Consider the following 24,157-nt stretch of genomic DNA (forward strand, 5'->3'; position numbering starts at 1 on the left):
AGAGGGCGCAATCGTAATCGACTCGGGGGCGATCGTCAGTCTCTCGTCACACCCCTTTTGCCGGACGCCCTTCGCGTGTACGCTGGGTGCATGGGAAGGACACCCGTCGTTGCTGCAATCTGGTTCCTGGTTATCTGCTGCGCGGGCGGCGCGACGGCGCAACCAGTACCGGCTCTCGGAGATGAACCGCCTCCTGTGCCAGTGCCCAAGTCGCCCGTGGCGTATCCGCACCCGTTGATCACGGAGATTCTGTACGCCGTGCCGACGAAGAACGGGGACGCGAACCGCGACGGGGAGCGCCAGACAACGGGAGACGAGTTCGTCGAGTTGATCAATCCCCATGATCGAGCGATCCGGATCAGCGGCTACACGCTGCACGACTCGGCGAAGCCGGGGCGGACGCAGTTCCGCTTCACGTTTCCGCAGCTCACGCTCCAGCCGGGGCAGGTGGTGGTCGTTTTCAACGGCCATGACTCGAAATTGAGCGGCGAGTCCGACGGCACGGTCGGCGATGGCGCGACACCCCCGAAGAAGCAGCATCCGGATTTCGGAAACGCGTGGGTCTTCACGGCCCGCGCGCCCTCGACACGCGCGGGCTTTGCGAACGGGGGTGACTGGGTGATGCTGCTCGATCCGCGCGGCGAGCCCGTGCAGTGCGCGATCTGGGGCGATGCGGAGAAGCCGGTGCTTCCGGATGGAAGCGTGTGCGTAGTGGAGTTGGTGACCGATTCGAACGGTGTCAGCGCGCAGCGGCGCGGGCTCGATGGTCCCTTCGAGCCCCATCCGCCGTACAGGGCGAGCGGGCTGGGAGCCGACGCGCCTCTGATGCCGTTCAGCCCGGGCGTCTTTGTGGTGCCGGGCCTGACGCGGCTTGAGGACATGCCCCCCTACAAGGGCGAGCGATAAACGCCGCTTTCGTCTCTGCGAGCAACAGGCGGTCTTTCGGCGTGCCACGCCCCGGGTGACGGGCTGTATGCTCTTGACCCCGAGAGCGTGCGGGCGCGAGCGTGCCGCGGCGTCGGGTTCAGGAGTCGATGATGTACCTGGCTAAGTCGATCTGGCTCACGCGTTGGGTGTGTGGTGTGGTCTCTCTCTCATGCGTCTTTGCGCTCGGCTGCCAGTCGGGCGGCGGGGCCCGCGAGACGGGGCCGGTGGTCTCTGAGGCCGGCACGAGCACCGTTGCGGATCGTTACGGACGGGATATCTTCGCTCCGCTCGATCTTCCTCCGGGCAATGAGGTGCGGAGTGCGAGCGGCAGGCCGGGGCACGCCTATTGGCAACAGCGGGTCGATTACACGATCAACGCGACACTGGATGCCGAGAAGCGGCGGCTCACGGGCGTTGTGCGCGTGCGATATGTGAACAACTCGCCGGAGCCCTTGCCTTTTCTCTGGATGACGCTCGAACAGAATCTCTTCGACAAGGAGAGCACCGGCGCGCTGATGCTGGGCAAGGGAGGGCGATTCGGTAACCGCGACGGTTTCGAGGGCGGGTACCAGATCTCGCGCGTGACGCTGCTCGGTCCGCAAGGGGATGCGCAGCGAGCCCTGAATCTCGACGTCTACGACACGGTCGGGAGGATCGATCTTCCCACGCCGGTCGGTCCGCGCGGGGGCGAGGTGCGATTCGAGGTGGAGTACGCGTTCGACGTGCCCCCGTATGGATCGGATCGCATGGGCGTCGAGAAGGTCTCTCAGGGGACGATCTTCCAGTTTGCGCAGTGGTTCCCCGCGGTGTGCGCGTTCGACGATGTCCACGGGTGGAACACGCTGCCGTATCTCGGCGCGGGTGAGTTCCACACGAACTTCGGGGACTATGAGCTCGCGCTCACGCTGCCTCGGGGTCACATCGTGGGGGCAACGGGCGAGCTTGTGAACGCGCCGGAGGTGCTGACGGCGACGCAGATGGAGCGACTGGAGAGGGCGCGTCGGACACGTGAGACGGTGATGATCCGCACGCCGGAAGAAGTGGGGGATCCCGCGAGCCGTCCTGCGGGGGATGGACCACTGACCTGGAAGTTCGCCGCCAAGAACGTGCGCACGGTGGCGTGGACGAGTTCGGAGGCGTTTATCTGGGATGCGTCGGCGGTCGATGGCGATGCGTCGCGCGTCTGGGTGGGAAGCGGCGCGGGCAACGGCGCGGGCACCCTCTGCATGTCGTTGTATCCGAAGGAGGGGATCGGCCAGTGGTCGAAGAGCACGGACATGCTGCGCTTCTCGATCGAGCATTACAACAGGATGTGGTTCAGGTATCCGTACCCGACGGCGATCAACGTGAACGGAATCGTCGGCGGGATGGAGTATCCCATGATCATCTTCTGCCGCGAGCGGAACAACGAGCGCGGCCTCTTCGGCGTGACCACGCACGAGATCGGCCACAACTGGTTCCCCATGATCGTCTCCAACGATGAGCGCCGGCACGCCTGGATGGACGAGGGGTTCAACACGTTCATCAACTACTACTGCAATCTGGAGCGGTATCCAGGGGATGCGCCGAGGCGTGGAGACCCGAGGACGTTCGCGGCCGAGATGCGCCGGGGCGACGACCAGCCGATGATGACGTTCCCCGACCGGCTCGCGGGCGGTCGGCTGGGGCGGATGATGTACGCCAAGCCCGCCGCGGCTCTTGTGCTGCTGCGTGAGCGTGTGCTCGGCCCGGAGCGTTTCGATCGCGCGTTCAGGGCGTACATCGATCAGTGGGCGTTCAAGCATCCGCAACCGGCCGACTTCTTCCGCATCATGGAGAACGAGGCGGGGATGGATCTCGCATGGTTCTGGCGCGGGTGGTTCTATGAGAACGGCACCCTCGATCTCGCCGTAATGGGCTTCGATCAGGAGGGTGCGTCCAACGCGACCGCGAAGTTCCGGTCACTCCGTCGCATGGTCATGCCTGCGGAGTATCGCGTGGACTACACGGACGGCTCGTCTGAAGTCAGGCGGCTGCCTGTCGAGGCGTGGTACACGAGCGATGCGCACACCGCGGCCTGGAACACGCAGGGACGACGCGTCAAGCGGGTCACGATCGATCCGGAGAGCCGCCTGCCCGATCAGGAGCCGTCGAACAACTCGTGGCCGAGATAGAGATTCGTCCTCGCCCGAGGGCGAAGTCAAGAGGTGGGCATGTCGGCACCGCTTGGCGCGGGTTACGGCAGGAGCCAGATGAAGACGTTGACGGCGATCGCGGCGTACACGCCCGCGACGAGATCGTCGATCAGGATCCCCCAGCCGCCGGGGATTCGCTGAAGCCCGCGCGCCGGCGGGGGCTTCATGATGTCCATGATGCGGAACGCGACGAAGCAGAAAGCGAGCGTCGCGAGCGTGCGGGGCCAATCGACGAGCCCGGCCCACGGGATCGCAAGCAGCGGGATGCACTGGCCAGCGGTCTCGTCGGCGACGACCTCGGATGGGTCCTTCTCGCCGAAGCGGACCTCGGCGAGGTCGCCGTGCGCGATACACGCCCAGCAGAAGAGGACAAGCACGAATGCAAGCACGCCGAAGTAGACCAGAGGATTCTCGCGCGGGCCGAAGCCCGTCAGCATCAGAAGGAGCGCGAGCGCGACAGGAGGAACCGAGCCCCACGTGCCGGAGGCAGGGCGTCGGAAGCCGAGGCCGAACGTAGTGATGAGGTGGAAGGTGGGCGGTGTTCGCGTCATGTGGCTGGCTTTCGAGTGGCGGAGATCGCGCGCGTGATGTAGGGGATGCCGCTGAGAATTGTGGCGACCACGGTTGCCCAGACAGCGATGTCGATGGTCCACGCGCCGGCTGAGCCGCGTGCGGGCGCGCCCCATGCGAGTAGCATGAGGATCAGCGGCACAACGACCGACTGCAGGACCATCTTTGCCTTGCCGGCCCATCCGGCGGAGAAGTCGATCCCATCTCCTTCGAGTGCGGCCCGGATGGAGGTGACGAGCAGCTCACGTGCGAGGATCACCACAACCATCCAGGGTGCGACGCCCGAGACCAGATCGCCCGACGCGCTGGTGAAGGCCGGTCCTGCGAGCATGATGAAAGCGCCCAGCACCAGAACCTTGTCGGCGAACGGGTCCATCACGCGACCGAACTTCGAGACGACGCGCCACTTCCGGGCGAGGTATCCGTCGAGGGCATCGGTCAACGCGGCGAGCACAAAGAGCGCAGCGGCAAGCAAGAGCCCGATGTCCGGGGTATCGCCAGCGATCGAGGCGCCAGTGGGGAAGGGGCGCGATCGGAACGCGATCAGCCCGACGAAGAGGGCGGTCATCGCCACCCGCAGCAGTGTCAGGGCGTTCGGTAGGTGGACCTGCCAGGGGGCGGGCGCGGGTCGGGTGGCTGGATGTGCCGCATTGGGGGCCGGCTCGGGCATGGCAGCCGATGGTAGCGTGAGGGGTGGTGTCGTCCGGAACTCCGGGTCACGACCGGTTGCAAGGGTTGGTTGAAGGATGGGTGAGTCCCATCTATCCTCTGGACCCGTTCAAGGCGGCGGACTGTCCGCTTCGCTGCGCGCGGGTTGTTCGCCGGTATTCGACCTCGAGAAGGGCCGCCGTTGGACCATCTCATACATCCGATCGCGCTGTATCTCGGTTTGGCGCTCGTGGGGCTCGGGCTATGTGTCGCGCTGCCGCGCGCGCGGGTCAGCCCTCAGGTCATCGGGGCGTTGCTCGCTGCGGGCGGCCTCGGCGTGATCCTGGTGCTCATGGGCCTCAAGGCCAAGGGCGAGCTGCCGAATCTCTACTTTTATGTGTTCTCGCTGGTCGCCCTCGGCGGTTCTCTCCGGGTGGTCACACACCCGAGGCCGGTGTACTCGGCGATCTACTTCATCCTGACGATTCTGGCCTCTTGTGGTTTGTATCTGCTTCTCTCGGCAGAGTTTATGGCGTTCGCACTGGTGATCGTCTATGCCGGTGCGATCCTGATTACCTATCTCTTCGTCATCATGCTCGCGACGCAGGCGCCGACCGAGGATCGGACGGAAGGGCTGAAGTCGTACGACATTGCAGCCCGGGAGCCCATGTTGGCAACAGTCGCCAGTATGGCGCTGGTTGCGGTGCTGACCGGGATGCTCTTTGCTGGCGTCTCCGGGCTAGAGCCCCGGCGCGCGGGGGCATCCCACGACGCGCTGCTTGCGCAACTCCCTCGCCGCGTTGAAGATGCGATGAAGGACGCGAGCGTGATCTCGTTCAAGGATCGCATTGTTGAGCGGGACGGGGCGTTCCAGATCGACATCGAGAATCGGCGGGCGCTGGTCACCGGCCCGGGTGGTGAGCGCTGGGTTGATTTCCCTGCCAAACTCGCCCCCCGGAACGTGGAGGCCCTCGGTTTCAATCTTCTGAACACCCATCCCGGCTCGATCGAGATCGCGGGCGTGATCCTGCTGATGGCGATGCTGGGCGCGGTCGTTCTCTCTCGCCGGCAGGTCGAGATCGACGAGGAGGCGAAGGTCCGTCAGGCCCGCAACCTCATGGAAGGACGCGGCGCGGAGGGACAGGCGTGATGGGCACCGACCTCTTCATGCTGGCGCAGGCGGGCTTTCCCGAGCCGATGGGCGGGGCCACGCTCGCGCACTATCTCCTGATCTCCGTGCTGATGTTTGCCATCGGGCTCATCGGGTTTCTCACCCGGCGGAACCTGATCGTGATGTTCCTCTGCACCGAGCTGATGTTCCAGGCCGCCGGTATCGCGCTCATCGCGTTCAGCCGGTTCCACCTCGAGCACAGCGGTCAGACGTTCGTGATCTTTGTGCTGACGGTCGCCGCCGCGGAGGCGGCGATGGCGCTCGCTCTGGTTGTGCTCCTCTTCCGCAAGCGTGAGTCGCTCGATGCGGATGAGTGGACGGAAATGAAGGGTTGATCCCGCAGTGCCCCCGCCCTGCTCCGGCAGTGGGGGTGAGAGGTTCGGAACGTGACGATCGCCTCGGACATCATGGGTTCGATCCTGCACGCGGCTGTCGGTGCGCCCGGCGCCTCCGGAGCCGCCCTTCCCGCGATCGAGACCGGTCCGTGGTGGGTCTCGCTCATTCCCGCGCTCCCGCTGCTTGCCTGCATCCTGTGCGGCGTCTCCGCCGCGATGCGCATCAAGAGCAAGCTCCCGGCGTGGATCACGGTCGGGTGTCTCGGTGTTTCCTTCGCGTTGACCGCAGCGATGTTCCAGCAACTCGCGGGCGGCCGTTCGGTGACGATCGCGTGGGAGTGGATCAATGTCGCCTGGACCGATTCGAGCGGGCACGAACGCTCGCTCATCGCCAACTTCGGGTTCTATGTCGATTCGCTGACGTGCCTCTGGATGCTCTTCGTCACGGGGCTCGCGACGCTGATCGCCCTCTACGCCAGCGAGTACATGAGCCACGACGTGGGAGCGGGGTATTGCCGCTTCTTCGCGGCGTTCGGCCTGTTCGTCTTCTCGATGGCCTGCCTCGTGATGGGCGACAACCTGATTCTGCTTTATCTGGGTTGGGAGGGTGTGGGCCTCTGTTCGTACCTTCTGATCGGATACTTCTACAAGAAGCCCTCCGCGGTCGCCGCCGCGAAGAAGGCGTTCATCATGAACCGCATCGGCGACCTCGGGCTGGCGCTCGGCATCTTCCTTGCGTTCGTGCAGTTCGGGTCGGTCGAGTACAAGGTGATCCTTGAGGCGGCGCAGCCGTGGCTCGCCGCGGCCCAGGCCGGTCACTTCGAAGAGATCCCCGCGACGGTGCAGCTCATCCCGATCCTGCTCATGATCGGTGCTTTCGGCAAGTCGGCGCAGCTGCCCCTGTACGTGTGGTTGCCGGATGCGATGGAAGGCCCGACGCCGGTGTCGGCCCTGATCCACGCGGCGACGATGGTGACGGCGGGCGTCTACCTGATCGCCAGGACGTACCCGTTGTTCCTCGTGTCGGAGTACGCCCTGCCGATCGTGGCATGGGTGGGGGCCCTGACAGCACTGGTCGCCGCGACGATCGGCATGGCCCAGTTCGACATCAAGCGGATCATGGCGTACTCGACGGTGTCGCAGCTCGGGTACATGTTCGCGGGCTTGGGTGTTCTGACGAGCACGGGTGCGGCGTTCCACGTCTTCACCCACGCATTCTTCAAGGCATCGCTCTTCCTCTCATGCGGCGCGGTGATGCACGGTTTCGCGGGCCAGTTGGATCTGCGGAAGCTCTCGGGTGTCGGCAAGATGAAGGGGTGGCTGGTTGTCACGGTCGCGATGTTTGTCGGGTGTCTGAACCTTGCGGGCTTCCCATTCACGGCGGGCTTCTTCTCGAAGGACATGATCCTCGCCGAGGCCTTCGTGACGCCCCACATGGCACCGATCGGCTGGATCCTGCTGCTCACGGCGGGTCTGACCGCGTACTACACCTTCCGCGTCTTCTTCCGCGTCTTTGTCGGGCCGAAGTATTACGAGCCGGGCGATGAGGTGCACGCCCACTCGGATCATGGCAATGGTGATCACGATCACGGCGAACACGGCCACAGCGGCCATGGGCATGATGCGCATGGTCACGACCACGCTGGAGATCATGGGCACGCCCACGGCCATGCTCCCGGCGAGTTCCATCCGCACGCGCCGGGCTGGGCGATCAACTTTGTCCTTGCTGCGCTGACGATCCTGTCCATCGCTGCCGCGGGCCTCTATTTCATGGGCGACCACGGCGGCTGGGTCGCGAAGATGGTCCACGCGTCGAGCGCGAACTATCCGCCCGTGGTCGATCTGGCGGCTCACGCCGGCGAAGCACACGGACACGCTCACGACGGGCACGCCGCCCACGGCATATTCCTCGGCATGGACCCGCACAAGGTCATGTACTACGTCTCGGGGATCGTGGGGGCGATCGGCATCGCGATCGCATTCGGCCTGCACTATGTGGGTCGGAAGACCGCCGCGACCGCCAACGCCGACAAGCTGCTCCCCGCGCTCGGCCCGATCCCGAAGCTGGCGCAGGGCAAGTGGTTCGTGGACGAGGTGTACGACCTGCTGATCGTCAAGCCGCTGCACCTGATCTCGATTGTGTTTGCCTACATCGACAAGCTGCTTGTCGATGGGCTCGTCAACGCGTTCGGGTGGGTGCCGCGCGGCATGGGCTCCGGCCTGCGTCCGCTGCAGTCCGGCAACCTCCACGGCTACGCCGTGCAGATGGCCGGGGGCGTGGCGGTGCTCTTGCTCATTGTGTTCCTGGCGTCGATCGCGGGTCTGTAGTCGTTCTTCGCGTCGGGCGACCCGACGCGTGAAGGAGTGTTGAGTGGAGTTGGTCCTTCTGATTCTCGTGCCCCTGGCCTTCGCGATTCTGATCGCGCTGCGCCCCGCGCAGGAGGCGAAGTTCCACGCCGTCATCGGCACCCTCCTGGCCGCGGGCATCGGCGTGAACGCGCTCGGACGCTTCGACTGGGGAACACCGGCGACGATGCAGCTCTCCGGTGCGTGGGACTGGCTGCCGACGCTCGGGCTGCGTCTCTCGGTCGGCGTTGATTCTGTCTCGCTCATGCTGATCGCGCTCACGCTCCTGCTCGGGCCGATCTGCGTCTTCTGCTCGTTCACCGCGATCCAGCAGAAAGAGCGTACCTACTACGGCTGGTTGCTGGTGCTGCAAGCCGCGATGACGGGCGTCTTCGCGTCGCGTGACATCGTCCTGTTCTACACATGCTTCGAGTTCACGCTCGTGCCGATGTACGTGCTGATCTCGCTCTTCGGCTCCTCCAACCGCAAGGCCGCGGCGACCAAGTTCTTTCTATACACCTTCACCGGCTCGGTGATCACGCTCGCGGGCCTGGTCTACATCGCCTGGTTCAACGCGACACAACTCGATTCGATCGGGATCCAGACCGCCGGCCGCTGGACATTCGACATCGCCGCGCTCGAGGCCGCGGCTCAGGCGATGCCCGCCAATGTGCAGGGGTGGCTGCTGCTCGCGATGATGTGCGGGTTCGCGATCAAGATCCCGCTCTTCCCGGTGCACACGTGGCTCCCACTGGCGCACACCGAAGCACCCACGGCCGGCTCGGTCGTGCTGGCCGGCGTGCTGCTCAAGCTCGGCACGTACGGGATGTTCAGGTTTGTGCTTCCGTTCCTGCCCGCGGCGGTCCTTGAGTACGCGCCGATCATCGCCACGCTCTCCATCATCGGCATCCTGTACGGCGGGCTCATCTGCTGGGTGCAGACCGACGTCAAGAAGCTCGTCGCCTACTCCTCCGTCGCGCACCTCGGATTCTGCATCCTCGGGCTCGCGGCTCTCAACACCGTGGGGATCACCGGCTCGATCCTCTACATGATCAACCACGGACTCTCGACCGGCGCCCTCTTCCTCCTCATCGGCATGGTCTACGAGCGATACCACACGCGCTCCATGAAGGAACTCGGTGGTCTCGCGGCCAAGATGCCCGTGTGGGCCACATTCATGGTCTTCTTCACCATGGCATCTGTGGGATTGCCCGGCCTCAACGGCTTCATCAGCGAGTTCATGTGCCTCATGGGCGCGTTCCAGGCAGGGGACAAGTGGGGTTCGCTCCCGGGCGGCACGGGCGGCGATCTCGGCTTCTGGTACGCATTGATCGCGGGACTCGGCATGATCATCGCCGCGATGTACCTGCTTTATATGGTCGGCCGCGTCGTGTGGGGGCCGCTGGTGCTACCCGCGGGGCATGATGATCACGGCCACGATGGTGGGGGATCGCACGGCCCGCTCCCGACCGATCTCTGCCAGCGTGAGATTTTCGTGCTTCTGCCGCTCGCGTTCCTTTGCATCGCGCTGGGACTGTTCCCCAAGCCCGTGATCAAGGCGCTGGAGCCGGCGGTGAACAACGTCGTTGAGACGATCAACGCAACCGGCAAGCGTCCTGTCGCTGAATCCGGCGTGAAGGCCATGAACGACCTGCCGGGCTTGCCCGCCTCGGCTGACGAGCCGCCCGTCACCGATGCCGGCGTCTCCGTCGCATCGAGCTCACCGTCCGTCCAGTGGAATGGTGCTCTGTCGGGGGGTGACAAGTGAGCGAGAAACTGGCCCTCCTGGTGCCCGAGATCATCGTCTTCCTGACGACATGCATCGTCATGGTCGTCGGTCTCTCGCCCAACCTCGCGGTGCGGCGCTCGTGCGGGCTACTCAGCGCGAGCGGCTTGTTCATCGCGGCGATCCTCGCCATCAACGGCCCCGCGGGCGACGGGCTGCTTCCGGGCCTCACGCCCTACATCAAGGCGGTCATCGCGCTGATCGGCGTCCTGCTTGTGATGCTCGTCGCGGGCACCGTCGATCGCGAGGAGGACGCCCGCGTCTCTCGGGGCGGGGCGTTCAACGCGCTTCGCACAAACCGGGCGGAGTTCTATTCCTTTATCCTCTTCTCGCTCACAGGCGCGATGCTCTGCGCATCGGCGTCGGATCTCATCTGGCTCTTCCTCGCCCTCGAGCTCACGTCGCTGCCGACATACGTGCTCGTCACGATGTCAACACGCGGCACTCGCTCGCAAGAGGCCGGCGTCAAGTACTTCTTCCTCGGTGCGCTCGGCGCTGCCGTCTTCCTCTACGGTTTCGCGCTGATCTACGGCGGCACCGGCTCCACCAAGTTCGTTGATATCGCCTCCATCATCTCCCAGCAGGGGATCAACCAGATCACGCTCGCGGGCATGATCCTTGCGATCATCGGCGTCTCATTCAAGATCGCCGCGGTGCCCATGCACTTCTACACCGCCGACGTCTACCAGGGCGCCGCCTCCCCCGTGACGGCCTTCCTGGCGTTTGTCCCCAAGACCGCCGGTTTCGTCAGTCTCATCCTCCTGCTCGCGCTCGTCGGCTGGGACCACGGGGCCGACAAGGTCTCCGTCGGTCACACTCTCCCCTCGCAACTCCGACTCCTGCTGTGGGTCATGGCCGCGCTGACCATGACGATCGGCAACGTGCTGGCCGTCGTGCAGACCAGTCCCAAGCGAGTGCTCGCGTACTCATCGATCGCCCACTCCGGCTACATGCTCGTCGGCCTCATCGCGGGCCCGGGCGATTATGGCGCGGGCTTCGCTCACAACGGCATCGCGGCGGTGCTCTTCTACCTCGCGGCATACGGGCTGATGAATGTCGGCGCGTTCGCCGCGCTCGCAGGGCTCGAACGCCGCGGGCGCGACGGCAGGCCGGTCGAGATCGACTCGTTCGATGATCTTCGTGGCCTTTGCGCCGGTCGCCCCCTGCTCGGCTGGACGCTCGTCGTCTGCTCGCTCTCGCTGCTCGGACTCCCGCCGCTCCTCGGGTTCTTCAGCAAGCTTCCCTTGTTCACTTCGGGCATCGCGTCCGGTGAGATCGTCCTTGTCATCGTCATGGGCATCAACTCGGCGATCGCGGCGTTCTACTACCTCCGCTTCGCTGCCGTCGCCATGCTCGAAGATCCCAGCGATGGTCCCAAGCCGCTGGCGGCGCCCTTCCCCGCACGTGCGATGTCCGGCCTCGTTGCTCTCGTCCTCGTGATCTCGCTCTCGTTCTTCGGCGATGCGCTGATGAAGGCGAGCCGGAACGCGGCCGTCGTCGAGGGGAGCGGTGTCCGCGCGGTTCCCGCCAGCCCGGCGCCCGGACACAAGGCCGGCGGGCGTCACGATGCCGCGACGCACCCTCCAGCCCCCGCCCGGCGCGTCGGCGCGTAAGCCCACTCGCATGCAAGCATGTTGAGCGCCTTCATCACGATCGGCACGCGCCGTTCAGGTTGTTGCTTTCGCGCCGCCCGCTCGCTTGTTGGTTAGCGTGAGCTGAATCGCCATCCCTACAAGCGTCGCGACGCCGAGAACGAGCGCGATCGCCTTGGGCGGCTGGTCCATCAGCGCGGCACCCGAGATCTCCATCGCGCCGGCGAGCCAGACCGTTGAAACGGCCACGATCGATGCCCCGAAGAGCGCGGTCACCAGTGCGCCCGATCGCTTGGGCATCGCAATCCCGAACAAGACGCCGAGCACCGCGCCCGCGATGCCGCCGCCGCACAACGCAAGACGCTCATTCGTCCCGATCGCGTTCCACCCCGAAGAGACGCGCCCTCCGAACTCGTTCGCGAAGGCCCGGGCCGCTTCGGCATGCTTCTGAACAGCCGGCAGCGCGTTCTCAACGAGCGCCGCGGCCGCTTCCGACCGTTGTGCCATCATGGCCGACTCGACCCCCTGGCCGTCCCTCGTCACGAGATACGACTTCGCTTCCGAGTCCTTCGATTGATTGGTCTCCGGGCGTTCGGCCGGCGCGCCCAAGAGCAATCGTGACGGCGGCTGGATCGAGCCCGGTGTGCGATGATCGACATAGGCCGCGGCAACCAGCACGCCCACAGCGGCGAACACGATGCCCGAGGCAACAATCAAGGCGAACCGAAAGAGCAGGCAAGCCCCGATAAGTCCAGCTATGGCTCCGGCCGCGAGTCCTACATACACAGAGGGGAACGAGCCGACCTGCATCACGCCAAGCAGCGGCAAGGCGATCGCGCCCAGAATCGAGCCCAGAGCAATGCCCACCAGCGCAAAGACCGGCTTGAGCGCCTTCACGCCGAAGAGCCACACAGATATGCCCGCCAACAGCGCAAGAAATGCGCCCCCGTGGACGCCGATCGGGAGATTGCTCAATGTCGCGAGGAGACGCTCGAGCGTCTCCAGGCCGAAGGTTGGAAGGGTTGAGCGCAAGTCCTCCACGCTCCTTTGCTTCGGGTCTCTCCGACCCTGGTTTCGAGCCCATGCAAGGGGCAAGGGCTGGCCGCGACGTCGGTCCTGACCGATACTCCGAGCGCGACACGTGCGCGGGTCCGGATCTACCGTCCGGCTCAGGTTATTGTGCCTTACGGCCGGGAGAATGCATGTCTCTTTCAGGAAAATCACGCGGCGTCTCCAAAAAGGGGAAGGGACCCTCCCGACGCACGAGCGCAACGCCCCCCGCAAGCCCCCACGTTTCACGCAAGGGCGGAAGCGCGAAGCAATCCAAGACCAAGCGAAGCAAGAAGAGCGCGAGACCCGGCGAACGCGCGAGCACCGGCACGCCTCCCGCGCTTGAGGATCTGCGCATCGGGATCAGCGAGCTCGACGAGCAGATCGTCGAGCTCCTGAACAAGCGGGCGAAGCTGGCGGTGCAGGTCGGCAAGGTCAAGCGGAAGCACAACGTGCCGATCTACACGCCCCACCGAGAGCAGGAGGTGCTCTCGCGTGTGCTCAAGCAGAACGCCGGGCCGCTCCCGGACCGGACGATCGAGGGTGTCTACAAAGAGATCATGTCCGGCTCATTCGCTCTCGAAAGGCCTCTGCGGATCGGGTACCTCGGGCCCGCCGGCTCGTACTCCCACCTCGCGGCGGTGCGACAGTTCGGCTCGTCGGTGGACTACGAGAACCTGCACGAGATCCGCGGCGTCTTCACCGAGGTGATCCGCGGGCATGTCGATTACGGGCTGGTCCCGATCGAGAACTCGACCGGAGGCGGCATCGTCGAGACGCTCGACGCTTTCATCGAGAACAAGGGGCAGATCAACATCTACGCCGAGGTGCAGATCGAGATCCACCACGCGCTCCTGGCCAACTGCAAGCCGAGCAACGTGAGGCGGATCCACTCCAAGCCCGAAGTGTTCACGCAGTGCCGCACGTGGCTCGCGACGCAGTACCCGCAGGCGGAGCTTGTGCCCGCGCCGAGCAGCAGCCGCGCCGCCCAGATCGCGGCGGAAGAGTACAAGCAGGCCGAGGCGATCGGGGCCGAGGGGAGAACCGCCGCGATCGGCAGCGTTCTCGCCGGGCAGATCTACGGGCTGCGGACGCTCTTTGAGAAGATCGAGGACAACCCCAACAACATCACGCGCTTCTTCGTGATCTCGCGCCAGAAGACGCAGCGCTCCGGGGACGACAAGACGTCGATGATGTTCACCACGCTCAATAAGCCGGGCGCGCTGGTGGACGTGCTGGCCGTCCTCCGCGACGCGGGGATCAACCTAACGCACATCGACAAGCGACCCGCGGGACGCAGCAACTGGACCTACGCGTTCTTTATCGACGCTCAGGGGCATCGCGACGACAAGACGATGACCCAGGCGATTGCCGAAGCGGAGAAGCACTGCAAGGAACTGGTCGTGCTCGGGAGCTACCCGCGGGCCGCACGAATCCTCTGATGCATGCGTAGGTCCAAGCCGATCGAATCAACGATTCGGTATGTGAATGGGTAGTGGCGGCTCCTGACCCTGCTCCGGGACAACACCCCATTCTGCGTTCGGTATGTGGATGAACGTCTGGGAACCTTGCTTTCCAGACGACGTATGGGTAGATTGTCCGAACGGGGACGCGCCGGGTGCGCGACCCCAGCCCTTGGGCGACCCCCGCTTGTCGCCATCGGGCCTGAGCAGTTGCTCCGAGAGCGTTCTGAACGCTGAGGGAGCGACGCTCAAACCCAGGTGCCGCGTCCCTGCTTGATGCAGGCGTCGCTCCGACCGGGTCCACCAGCCAGACAGGGTTCCGGCTCGCTCGAAAGGCAAGCCGAAGCCCCGAATCGTTCAGGGACTACACGTTGCAGACGTTGTCGCTACCATCCACGCCCCAGTCGGACCCCGCCCCGCGGGCGTTGTCCTTCTGTGGGCGGGCGCGGCTGCACGACGCATTCGTGTCCGCGAGTGTTGAAGTATGTCTCAGCAGCGGGTCCGGCCTGCCGGAGCCGCATCAGTTTGTTTCTCAGGAGCAGCCATGAAGGGTTCCCGTCGCTCCCCTCGTCCCTACACGCGTCCCGCGGCCTCCCGTCGGAGCGCAGACCGCGATGTGTCGCGTCTCTCCGGCATCGCCGGGCTCGCGTCGCTCGAACGGCTGGAGCCGCGTCAGCTCCTCTTCTCCATGACGATCACGCCCAGCGATCTGGTGAGCGGCGATATCGGTGAGGTCCGTGCCCAGTTCGGGTACACCATCCCGATCCTGCAGACCGGAGAAGAACTGCAGATCAACCCGCCGGATGACTTCGACGAGGACTTCAACGACGAACGCGGCGACGGCGTCGCGGTACAGCCCATCGCCAGCGGCACGATCTTCAACGGCAGCGGCCTCCGCGTCACGCACAACATCTCAGTCGGTGCTCGCTTTGCCGTGCGCGAGCGCCTCGGGTACATCGCCCAGGGCCCGGCACCCGCCTTTACCCAGCCCATCCAGGAGATCGCGCTCGAAGCCAACATGGTCGCGGGCGAGCAGTTCACATACACCTTCCGTGGCCAGGGCACCAACACGACCAACATCGGTGTCCAGTCGATGACCATGGAGGTCTACGGCGTCGGCAACAACGTCGGCCTCGACTCGGCTCGCATGCGTGTCGATCTTTTCTTCCGTGGGCAGGTCGTTGCCTCTTACACCGGCGCGCAATTGCGAGCCCTGAACCAGACCAATCCCGCACTTCCCGGTGTCGGCACCTTCAGATTCACAACGCAGAACAGCGCGACCCCCGTGTTCGACTCGATCCGCTTCAACGCGTCGGGCCCGGTTCTGTTCGCGATGGACAACGTGAACTACACGATTCCGGCCGGCAACTTCTCTGACATCGTGTCGAGCCGCATCTTTGGCGCGGAGGTTGTCTTCAGCGGCCCCATCGGATCGACCGTTCGCTTCCTTGACCTCTATGGAAGAGACATTGTCCAGACGATCCAGCTCGGCGCGCCCCAGGGTCTTACGGTGCCGCTCGTCGATCTGGATGACAACGGCATCCCGAACTTCAACGATGGTATCGGAAGGATCGAGTTGTCCGGCGGAGATGTTCGCACCTCCCTCACGATTGTTGGGTTCAGAATCCAACAGGGCGTCGTCTCTTTGCTCGAGAACCGAGCCGGCTACTTCAGCGAGTTCGAGGATGCGGGTTTCGGCTTCGCCTTCACGCCAGACGGAGTCATCGGCCTGCCCGATGCGCCGGGCTCGGTCATCATCGGCAGTCCCTGGGTAAGGCCCCTGAACAACTACAACCCGGTCGGGCTCCCGCCGGGCACGGGTGGTTTTGTCAATTCCGGTTTCACCAATCCTGAGCAGGGGATCTTCGTCACCGACGGCTCTTCGATGGGCTCTGTCGCAATCCACGGCGTTGTCTTCGGCTCCAGCCAGTTCACGGGCGCGCTGGACACGCTCGCGATCACGTACCCCCTCGGCACGTTCAGCGTGCAGGGCGATCTCGGCCGGTTCGTCGCCGCGACCGATGCTGGTCTCTGGGTACCCGACCCCGGTGCCGATCTCTCCGGCTTCAACGATCTCGACCTGATCACGAAGACCAACGGCAGTCTGATTGTCGGGCGCACGCTCGGCGAGTTCACGGTTGCCGGTCGCTCCCTGATGGAGGTTTCGGTGCTGGGCGACCTCTCGTCGCCCCAGACGCGCCCCATGATCGACTCGCTCCGCTATCGCGAGCTCGAAGTCGCGCAGGGCATCCTCATTGCCGCGACAGAGGCCGCGTCGATCCGCGCGCACGTCAACCGCACCAGTGTCAATGCCATCACCGGCGGCACCGGACAAGCTCTGTTCTACGGCAACGGCTTCTACCGCAACGACACCATCATCGGCGCCGAGATCGTCAATCGTCAGGGCACATCCGTCATCATCAGCGGCAACGTCGGGCTCATGGACCCGATCAACTCCAACGAGGATGCCGCGGACGTCTACGGCTTCCTGGTTGACGGCAGGAACGATGTTCGTGTCGAAATCTCGAACGTCGGCGGCGAGTATGTCCGCATCGTCGATGTCGATGGCAGGATGCTCGCCGCGAACTCCATCAGCACCCGCACGTCTAAGCAGTCGATCTTTACGTTCTCGCCGAACGCGCCCGGGCTTTATTACCTCGTGGTGCTCAGCCCCGGGGTTGTTGACGGAACAGAAACCACCGGTGTCAACTACGAGGTCACGCTCAGCGGCCTCGCGCCTGTCACGTTCGGCGGTCTCCGCACCGGCGGCTCACTCGGGCAGGACAACGTCCGCAACGGGCTCGGCAACGACGTGAACATCCAGGTCCTGAACGGCTCGCTCGGCGCGATCCGCGTCGGCACCGGTATCCGAACATCTGCGGGTGCGGATGCCGACCCAACAGACTATATCAACTCGGACGTGACCGATGTCCAAGCCCTGATGACATGGGGAGGCGGCACCGTCTCCGTCCAGGGCAACCTCTACAACATCACCACCGGCTCAGACCTGAACATCGAGTTCGAGGGGCTCCGCCAGGACGTCATCAACGTCTTCATCGGGGGCGATTTCGGCAACCTCGTCACGGGCATCGCCACAGCGGCGGGTGCCGGCGCTAACGACGGGCTCGAGGGCGACCTCGGCAACCTGAACATGACGGTCGGCGGCCGCGTCGGCGTCATCGACGTCCGCGGCTCGATCGGTATCGATCGCGATTCTGCGCCCTCCGCAACCACCGGCTCGCAGTTCGTTCTACGCACCGGCGTCAACGGCGGCGATGGCTCCATCGGTATGATCCGCGTCGGCGGCCACATCTATGGCCCGTCTATCTCCGTTCGCACCCCCGCTGGTTCGATCATCGGCGGCATCCTCGTCTCGCAGGATGTTCAGGACACGCCCAACACCTTCTACGGCATCTGGGGTGGCTTCGGTGGCGGCTTCAGCTCGCTCAACACCGGCTTCGGGTCCGATGTCCGCTTCGTCGATTCGCCCCAGGTCTCGGTCAACTCCGTCAACACCACGCTGCCGATTATCGGCGGGCAGGTGCTCGAACTCGTCGATGATGGCGGTGCGAAGGTCACGTTCAGTGTCGCGGGCGCGCCGAACGGCGTCCCTGTCGGCCTTGTCCGTTTCCTGCCTGTTGACGGCTCGCAAGGCGTTGCGATCGCTGAGGTCCAGGTCGATCTCAGCGGACCCGGGCAGCGTCTCGACATCCAGAGCGATGGACGCACCGGCACGCCGGTCTCGATCGGACGCATCACCCTCACGAACACCGTCGCCACCTCCAGCATCCGCATCGTCGGCTCCGGCGAGGTCGACATCTGGCGCATCGTGCAGACAGGCGGCGATGCCTTCGAGCGCATCATCAACGACACCCCGAACGGCGACATCGTCGCGATGGATGTGCTCGGGATCAGCTTCGTCGAGTTCGGCTCGGGCGACATCGGACGCACCGAGGTTGTCGAGTTCGGCCCCAAGCTCATCGGGCCGTTCCTCGGGCTCGCCTCAGGCCTCAACCAGACCGTCGGCGGCCCGCTCGGTATCGTTCGCGAGACCATGGCCGGCGATTGGGGCGGCGGGATCTTCCGTCCGACCCAGAACGCCAGCAACGCGGCCGGCGCGGCGTTCCTCGACGATGTCGGTTCTCCCTTTGACGGCTATCTCAACGGCATCGTCGTCCGCGATGGCAACGTCACCGAGATCCGCACCAACGGCGCGGTCGGCGATGTGATCCTCCAGGGAGCAACCTCGGAACTCGTCCGTCTCGTGGCGAATCTGGACGGTGTCACGCCGATCGGCCGCTTCGAGGGCATCGTCGGGACCGTCTTCGCGAACATCATCTCCCGCGTCGAGATCGGCGACGGTCTCCTCCAGCGGGCCGACTCGCCCCTCTCAACGACAGGCATCTTCGCGACCAACGAGGTCCGCACCGTCATCGGCGACCGCATCGCGGGCTCGATCATCTCCAGCACGATCACGGCGTCGAATCAGACCGTGGGCGAACCCGGAGAGGTCGGCGGCATCTCGCTCGTTGAGCTCACCAACGGCGGGCGGATCATCGATGCCTACATCTCCGTCTCGAACATGGACAACTTCTGGACCTCCATCCTGTATGGAGCGGACAACATCGCCAGAGGACAGGCCCAGGACATCCTCACACGCAACGCCGACATTTTCCGCACGGAGATGTTCTTCGGCGATCTGAATCGCCTCCAGGTTCTCGGCGGCGTGTTCGACGCCGTCTTCATCCAGGCCAACGGCAACATCAACCTCATCACCGCGGACGAGTACCGCAACTCGACGCTCTCCGGCACCGCGCTCGAGCTCTTCCCGAACGCGGTCATCGTTGACGGCAACCTCAACGAGTTCCGCGTCAACGGCAGCACCACCAACGCCACCACCCTGCTCGGCACGGTGAAGGACATCACGATCGATGTCGTGGGCAATCTGAACCTCTACTCCGCATCCGACACCGTCCGTGTCATCCTCGACGTCGATGGCATCGTGCGCGACTTCCAGACCGCGCGCATGCGGGCCAGCAACATCAACGCCGGTGAACTCACCCGACTCGCGGCCACAGAGACCATCGTCTCGTCCAGCATCGCCATCTCGGGCCCGATCGTCTCGCTCACCGCTGGCGACAGCATCATCAACACGACGATCAGCGTCACCGGTCCGCGTGGACGCATGGACCTGGTCTCCGCCGTCAACCTCATCTCGGGTCAGATCTCCTCCGCCGGCCCGATCGGCACGATTCGCACCACCGTCGGCGACATCAAGTCCCGCATCACCACCATCACCGCCTTCGGCAGCATCTCACTGCTGAGCGCGGGACGCGACCTCGACATCACAGGCGATGTCAGCGCGGGCGTGACCACCCTCGTCGCCGGACGCCACATCGGAAACATCTCCAAGCCCGGCGTCGTTCTGATCCGAGGGAACCTCGGCAGCGCGACCGCGGGCGGCACGCTCTACAACGACATCCGCGTCGGACAGAGCATCACCGGCACGGTCACCACGGGCGCGGTCTCTGCCAAGCCCGGCGCGAACCTCGTCGGAAACGGCTCCATCATCGCCTTCGGACGCATCAATTCCGTCGTCGCCAACGGCGACTTCGGAGGCAGCATCGTCTCCTGGTCGGGCGGCATCGGCACCGTCACCATCTCGAACGGGTCGTTCTACAAGGGACGCACGATCGCCTCGTACGACGGCAGCATCGACTCCCTCGTGATCAACAGCGGCCACCTCCTCGGCAATGTCCACGCCGACTGGAACATCACGTCGCTGCGCGTCGTCGCCAGCGCGGACGGCATCTTCGGCGATGTCGGCATCAACCCCGCCAACTCCGCCTTCCGCAGCTACGACGCACGCCGCAACGAACTGCCCCCGGGCGTCGCCGCGACAACCGGCGTCGATGGGCCACGCATCACGGCCGGGCACAACATCGTCTCCTTCGAGGTCACCAACGGCTCCATCTTTGAGGCATTCATCCACGCGGGCAGGTCGATCCTCGCCATGCAGGTCAATGGCGGTGTCGCCAACAACGGCGGCACCACCGAACGAGCCACCGTCATCGCCGCGGGAGATCAGATCGGCAACATCACCTTCACGGGCGGCGTGAACCGCGCCTTCTTCGGCGCGGGCATCGTCTCCTTCGGTGCCGACAACCTTCCCGGAGGCACCGGCGCGAACGCCGATGTCGTCCGGTCCGGCACGATCAACGGCATCAGCGCTGGCGCACTCGACACCGTCGACTTTGTCGCGGGTGTGAACGCCGGGGCCGACGGGCTCTACATCGGCGGCGACGACCGCACGGCCGTCGGACTCTCCAGTGCGAGCAACATCATCGTCTCCGGCCCCGTCACCAATGCCCGGCTCACGGCCGACTCGCTCGCCGGTGGCATCGACGGCCGCATCTTCCGCGCCAGCACAACTCGCCCGACGACCGATCCGGACATCCTCGCACCGGGCGAGGCACAGCCCGGCGTTGTGGTCCCCGGCTCGGGCCTCACGGTCAACATCGGGGGCGTCTCCACACGCATCTCGTTCAGCGGTCCAGGCTCAGTCCGCTGGGACGCCTCGACACGCACCGTCACCTTCTCCGGTACGACGTCGGCCACAATCCTCCGCGTTGACCCCGCGGGCGGCGGATCTGTCGCCAACCTGAACATCGTCGGGCGCGACGACATCAGCATCGGCTCGATCGTCGTCACCGGCTCTCTCACAGGCAACAGCAACATCAAGGTCGACGGCAACGCAGGCGTCATCAACGTCGCCACCTTCAACAGCACGGGCCGCATCATCGTCGGCGGCACGCTCTCCTCGCTCATCTCCGGCGACTTCTTCGGCGGCCACGTCGAGGCCCGCACCATCACCGCAACCAACATCTCCGGCTTCTTCGGCAACACCTCACCGGGCATCGTCGGAGAGGCCTCGATCATCGCCCTCGACATCGGCACCGTGAACGTCGGCAAGACCTTCCTCGGCCTGCTCTCCTCCGATCGGTCCATCACGTCCATCGTGATCGGCGGCTCCATCAATGTCGGCTTCGTCCGCGCCGGCGACACGATCGGATCGCTCACCGCGGCATCCCTCAGCCGCGCTTGGATCTCCGCTCGCGACGCCATCAACTCGGTCACCATCGCCGGCGACATGTTCGACTCCTCGATCATGTCCGGCATCGATCTCGGCGCCGACGGACGCTTCGGAGGCACAGGCGTCAACGCCGACCTCATCACCACAGGGCGCATCGGCACGATCACCATCGGCGGCAACTTCGCAGAGTCCGACATCGTCGCCGGCATCTATCGCGGCAACGACGGCTTCTTCGGCAACAACGACGACCTCGTCGCCGAGGGACGCTCGACCATCGGCTCGATCACCATCGGCGGCTCTCAGGTCGGCTCCAACGTCAACTCCGAGTCCTACGCCATCTCCTCGACCGGTACCATCGGCACGGTCCGCATCGCTGGCCAGAACGCCCGCAACCAGGGCAACTTCAGGTTCGGACCCATCACGCTCAACCCCGAGCCCATCCAGGTCACCGATCTCCGCGTCGACGAGGCCTCGCGCGTCTACTCCGCGAACCTCACGTTCAACATGCCGCTCGACGTCTCGACACTCTCCCGAGCACTCTCGGTCTCCGAAGTCCGCGGCACGGGCAGCGTGACGATCCGTCTCATCGAGGGCCTTGACTACACCCTCACGTACAACCCGACTACGCGCGTCGCGACGGTTACCTTCGCCCGCGCCGTCACGGAGCGCAACCTCCCGCAGGTTGTCGGTGTGCCCGGAGCTGGTGCCTATCGCTTCGAGCTGGATCAGAACATCCTCCGCGCCTCGCTTGTCAATGCTCGTCTCGACGGCGATGGCAACGGCTTCGCAGAGGCCGGCGACAACTACTCAGAGGACGACTTCGTCGGCGATGCGGGCGACAAGCTCACGTCGCAGCGGAGCACGATCGTAAATACATTCGGCAACTCAATCCTCGACATCGATTTCTACGGGCCGTTCAACCTCGACATCGTCATGGACAACAACCGCGCGTCGGACGGCCTTGCCGACGCGAACCGCAAGTACACGGTCCGCGGCTCCATCGGCGATCACCCCGACACCAACATCAACTTCTTCAAGCCCGCTGGTGATGTCGATCTCTACCGCGTCTCCCTCCAGGCAGGACAGATCCTCCGCCTCGGTCAGATGCAGGGCTCCGCTCTCCTCGCGGGTCGCTCCATCGTCGATCCCAACGGAGCGATCCTCGGCGAGGGCCAGACCTCTGCCGCGCTCCTCGCCTTGCCGGTCAACGGCCGGACAGAGTTCGATTTCGTCGGCGAGTTCGCGTACCTCGTGAAGCAGACCGGCGTCTACGTCATCGCCATCGGCAACACCAACGCCTTCTCGAACGCCACGGTCCCCAACATCGACTCGATCCCCGGCGCAGTCGGCACCTATCGATTCGACATCGAGATATTCGACGACGGAGACTCCGGCTTCAATGCCTCGACCAACGCCGGCGACGGCAACGCCGTGGTCTACGCACCGTCAGCGCTCGACTTTGCAGGACCCGACCGCATCTTCGGCACCGCCGACGACCTCACGACCCGCATCATCGGTTCTTACACCTTTGTCTACAACGCCGGACCCGACGGCATCAAGGGCACCGCTGACGACTTTGTCCTCGGCACGAGCCCCGACGGCATCACCTCGAACTTCACCACCGCCGTCATCAACGGCGTCAACACCGCCGTCCGCACCGTCACCATCTCCTCCGCCATCGGCCCCACCGGCCACAGCGGCGTCCCCAGCGATGTCTGGGCCGATGTTGACATCTACCACCTCAACAACCGCCAGGCCATCGCACCCGGAACCCGACTCAAGATCACCGTCAAGCTCGCCGACCTCGGCGCAGATCTCGGGTCCAGAAACCAGCGCTCCATCTCCGACATCTTCCTTCTCTCCACCTTCTTCGACTACCGCGGCTTCGTCCAGTTCGGTGTCTTCGACACCACCAACTCCGTCGGCATCGACGACGGCGTCCTCCTCTTCTCGCCCACCGACTTCACCGGGCGTGAGGGCCGCACCGGCGTCATCGCCGACAACGGCACCAACTCCTACGGCTTCGACGCCAACGGCGACTTCTACATCGACTTCGTCACGCCCGGCGCGCTTGGCTCCGACGGCACAGTCCCCGCCAAGTACGCCGTCTATCTCCAGGGCGCCTTCAACACCGACTACCAGATCGAGATCGTCCAGTTCGGCGGAACAGTCGCCGCCGCGCCACGTCTTGTTCAGAACATCCTGCTCGAAACCAGGGGCGGCTCCGTCAACTGGCTCGAGGCGGGCGGCCTGACCACGACGCTCACCGGCTTCGATTCCCGCGTGCTCGGATACGCCGGCAACGTGGCAGACGGGCGCACGATCGACAAGTTCCTCCTCGACTCCATCATCTCGCAGCTCACCGGCGCGTACGCCGCCGTGGGCGTCGATATCCGCATCTCGGCCAATCCCGCCGACTTCGAGTTCCAGGACTTCTCCACAGTCTTCCTCACGAGCGACTTCGACAGTCTCAACTTCGTGAACAGCGGATTCTCCTTCTTCGGCATCGGCACCATCACCAACCAGCCCTTCGGATACAGCCAGCGTTCCGACGCGCTGAACATCAGCGCACGCGACGAGTCGGTCGTCTTCATCCCCTCCGCCAGCTCGCTCGGCTACACCCAGAGCCAGGCCGAACTCGAGCAGCTCAGCCAGTCCCTCACCGCCGCCGTCGGCCGGCGCGTCGGCGAGATGCTCGGCCTCCGCATTTCCAACAACTTCACGACCTCGGCTGATGCCGACATCATGGCTTCCAACAGCGTCCAGAACATCCCAGGTCTCGCCCAGCCCTACCGCTACTCCAACGCCAACCGCCTGCTCTCAAGCAGCATCGACCCCATCGACAACACCAACTTCTTCCTCGGCCGCCAGCGGGCCGTCTCTCTCCTCGACCGCATCCTGGCCTCCGACTGATCAGCCCCCCACACCGTGCTCGGGCGGCGTACGTCCGAGCGCGGACCCCCTGCGGACCCGCGTCCTGCTTACCCAGGGCGCGGGTCATT

At 64.9% G+C, this 24,157-nt stretch carries 12 protein-coding genes; 9 read left to right on the top strand and 3 right to left on the bottom strand.

Annotated elements, in window-relative coordinates; genetic code table 11:
- Positions 1-90: 90 nt before the first annotated feature.
- Positions 91-906 (top strand): lamin tail domain-containing protein, encoded by an 816-nt coding sequence (locus KF838_15755; GenBank protein ID QYK48232.1) that lies wholly within the window; start codon positions 91-93, stop codon positions 904-906.
- A 128-nt stretch (positions 907-1,034) separates the two neighbouring features.
- Positions 1,035-3,080, top strand: a complete 2,046-nt coding sequence (locus KF838_15760; GenBank protein ID QYK48233.1) for a M1 family metallopeptidase — start codon at positions 1,035-1,037, stop codon at positions 3,078-3,080.
- A 62-nt stretch (positions 3,081-3,142) separates the two neighbouring features.
- On the opposite strand, the gene KF838_15765 is transcribed toward KF838_15760, so the two are convergent.
- Together KF838_15765 and pgsA are read right to left on the bottom strand one after the other, a co-directional pair.
- On the bottom strand, positions 3,143-3,652 hold the full coding sequence (locus tag KF838_15765) for a phosphatidylglycerophosphatase A (protein ID QYK48234.1): 510 nt from the start codon (positions 3,650-3,652) through the stop codon (positions 3,143-3,145).
- Complete coding sequence (gene pgsA / locus KF838_15770; protein QYK48235.1) at positions 3,649-4,341, bottom strand: CDP-diacylglycerol--glycerol-3-phosphate 3-phosphatidyltransferase; 693 nt, start codon at positions 4,339-4,341, stop codon at positions 3,649-3,651. Before pgsA ends, KF838_15765 begins: the two co-directional genes overlap by 4 nt.
- A gap of 180 nt (positions 4,342-4,521) precedes the next feature.
- Here pgsA and KF838_15775 point away from each other — a divergent pair, with 180 nt between their 5' ends.
- From KF838_15775 to KF838_15795, 5 genes are read left to right on the top strand one after another with little or no spacing between them, the layout of a single operon-like run.
- Positions 4,522-5,469, top strand: a complete 948-nt coding sequence (locus tag KF838_15775; GenBank protein ID QYK48236.1) for an NADH-quinone oxidoreductase subunit J — start codon at positions 4,522-4,524, stop codon at positions 5,467-5,469.
- 47 nt (positions 5,470-5,516) lie between these two features.
- Positions 5,517-5,825, top strand: a complete 309-nt coding sequence (gene nuoK, locus KF838_15780) for an NADH-quinone oxidoreductase subunit NuoK (GenBank protein ID QYK49847.1) — start codon at positions 5,517-5,519, stop codon at positions 5,823-5,825.
- A gap of 51 nt (positions 5,826-5,876) precedes the next feature.
- Entirely contained in the window at positions 5,877-8,153 is a 2,277-nt protein-coding gene (gene nuoL, locus KF838_15785; protein ID QYK48237.1) for an NADH-quinone oxidoreductase subunit L, read from the top strand.
- Positions 8,154-8,196: 43 nt separating this feature from the next.
- Positions 8,197-9,939: an NADH-quinone oxidoreductase subunit M gene (locus KF838_15790; GenBank protein QYK48238.1), complete on the top strand. Its 1,743-nt coding sequence runs from the start codon at positions 8,197-8,199 to the stop codon at positions 9,937-9,939.
- On the top strand, positions 9,936-11,570 hold the full coding sequence (locus KF838_15795; GenBank protein ID QYK48239.1) for an NADH-quinone oxidoreductase subunit N: 1,635 nt from the start codon (positions 9,936-9,938) through the stop codon (positions 11,568-11,570). The genes KF838_15790 and KF838_15795 overlap by 4 nt, the downstream gene beginning before the upstream one ends.
- A gap of 54 nt (positions 11,571-11,624) precedes the next feature.
- Here the strand turns inward: KF838_15795 and KF838_15800 are convergent, their stop codons facing one another.
- Positions 11,625-12,581, bottom strand: a complete 957-nt coding sequence (locus KF838_15800; GenBank protein QYK48240.1) for a hypothetical protein — start codon at positions 12,579-12,581, stop codon at positions 11,625-11,627.
- A 170-nt stretch (positions 12,582-12,751) separates the two neighbouring features.
- Between KF838_15800 and pheA the strand changes: the two genes are divergently transcribed.
- Together pheA and KF838_15810 are read left to right on the top strand one after the other, a co-directional pair.
- Complete coding sequence (pheA, locus tag KF838_15805) at positions 12,752-14,041, top strand: prephenate dehydratase (GenBank protein QYK48241.1); 1,290 nt, start codon at positions 12,752-12,754, stop codon at positions 14,039-14,041.
- A gap of 565 nt (positions 14,042-14,606) precedes the next feature.
- A complete protein-coding gene (locus KF838_15810) occupies positions 14,607-24,068 on the top strand; it encodes a hypothetical protein (GenBank protein QYK48242.1) in 9,462 nt (3,153 codons plus the stop codon).
- The last annotated feature ends 89 nt before the right edge of the window (positions 24,069-24,157 follow it).

This window comes from Phycisphaeraceae bacterium (genome assembly GCA_019454185.1).
In the GTDB taxonomy this organism is placed as follows: domain Bacteria; phylum Planctomycetota; class Phycisphaerae; order Phycisphaerales; family UBA1924; genus JAHBWV01.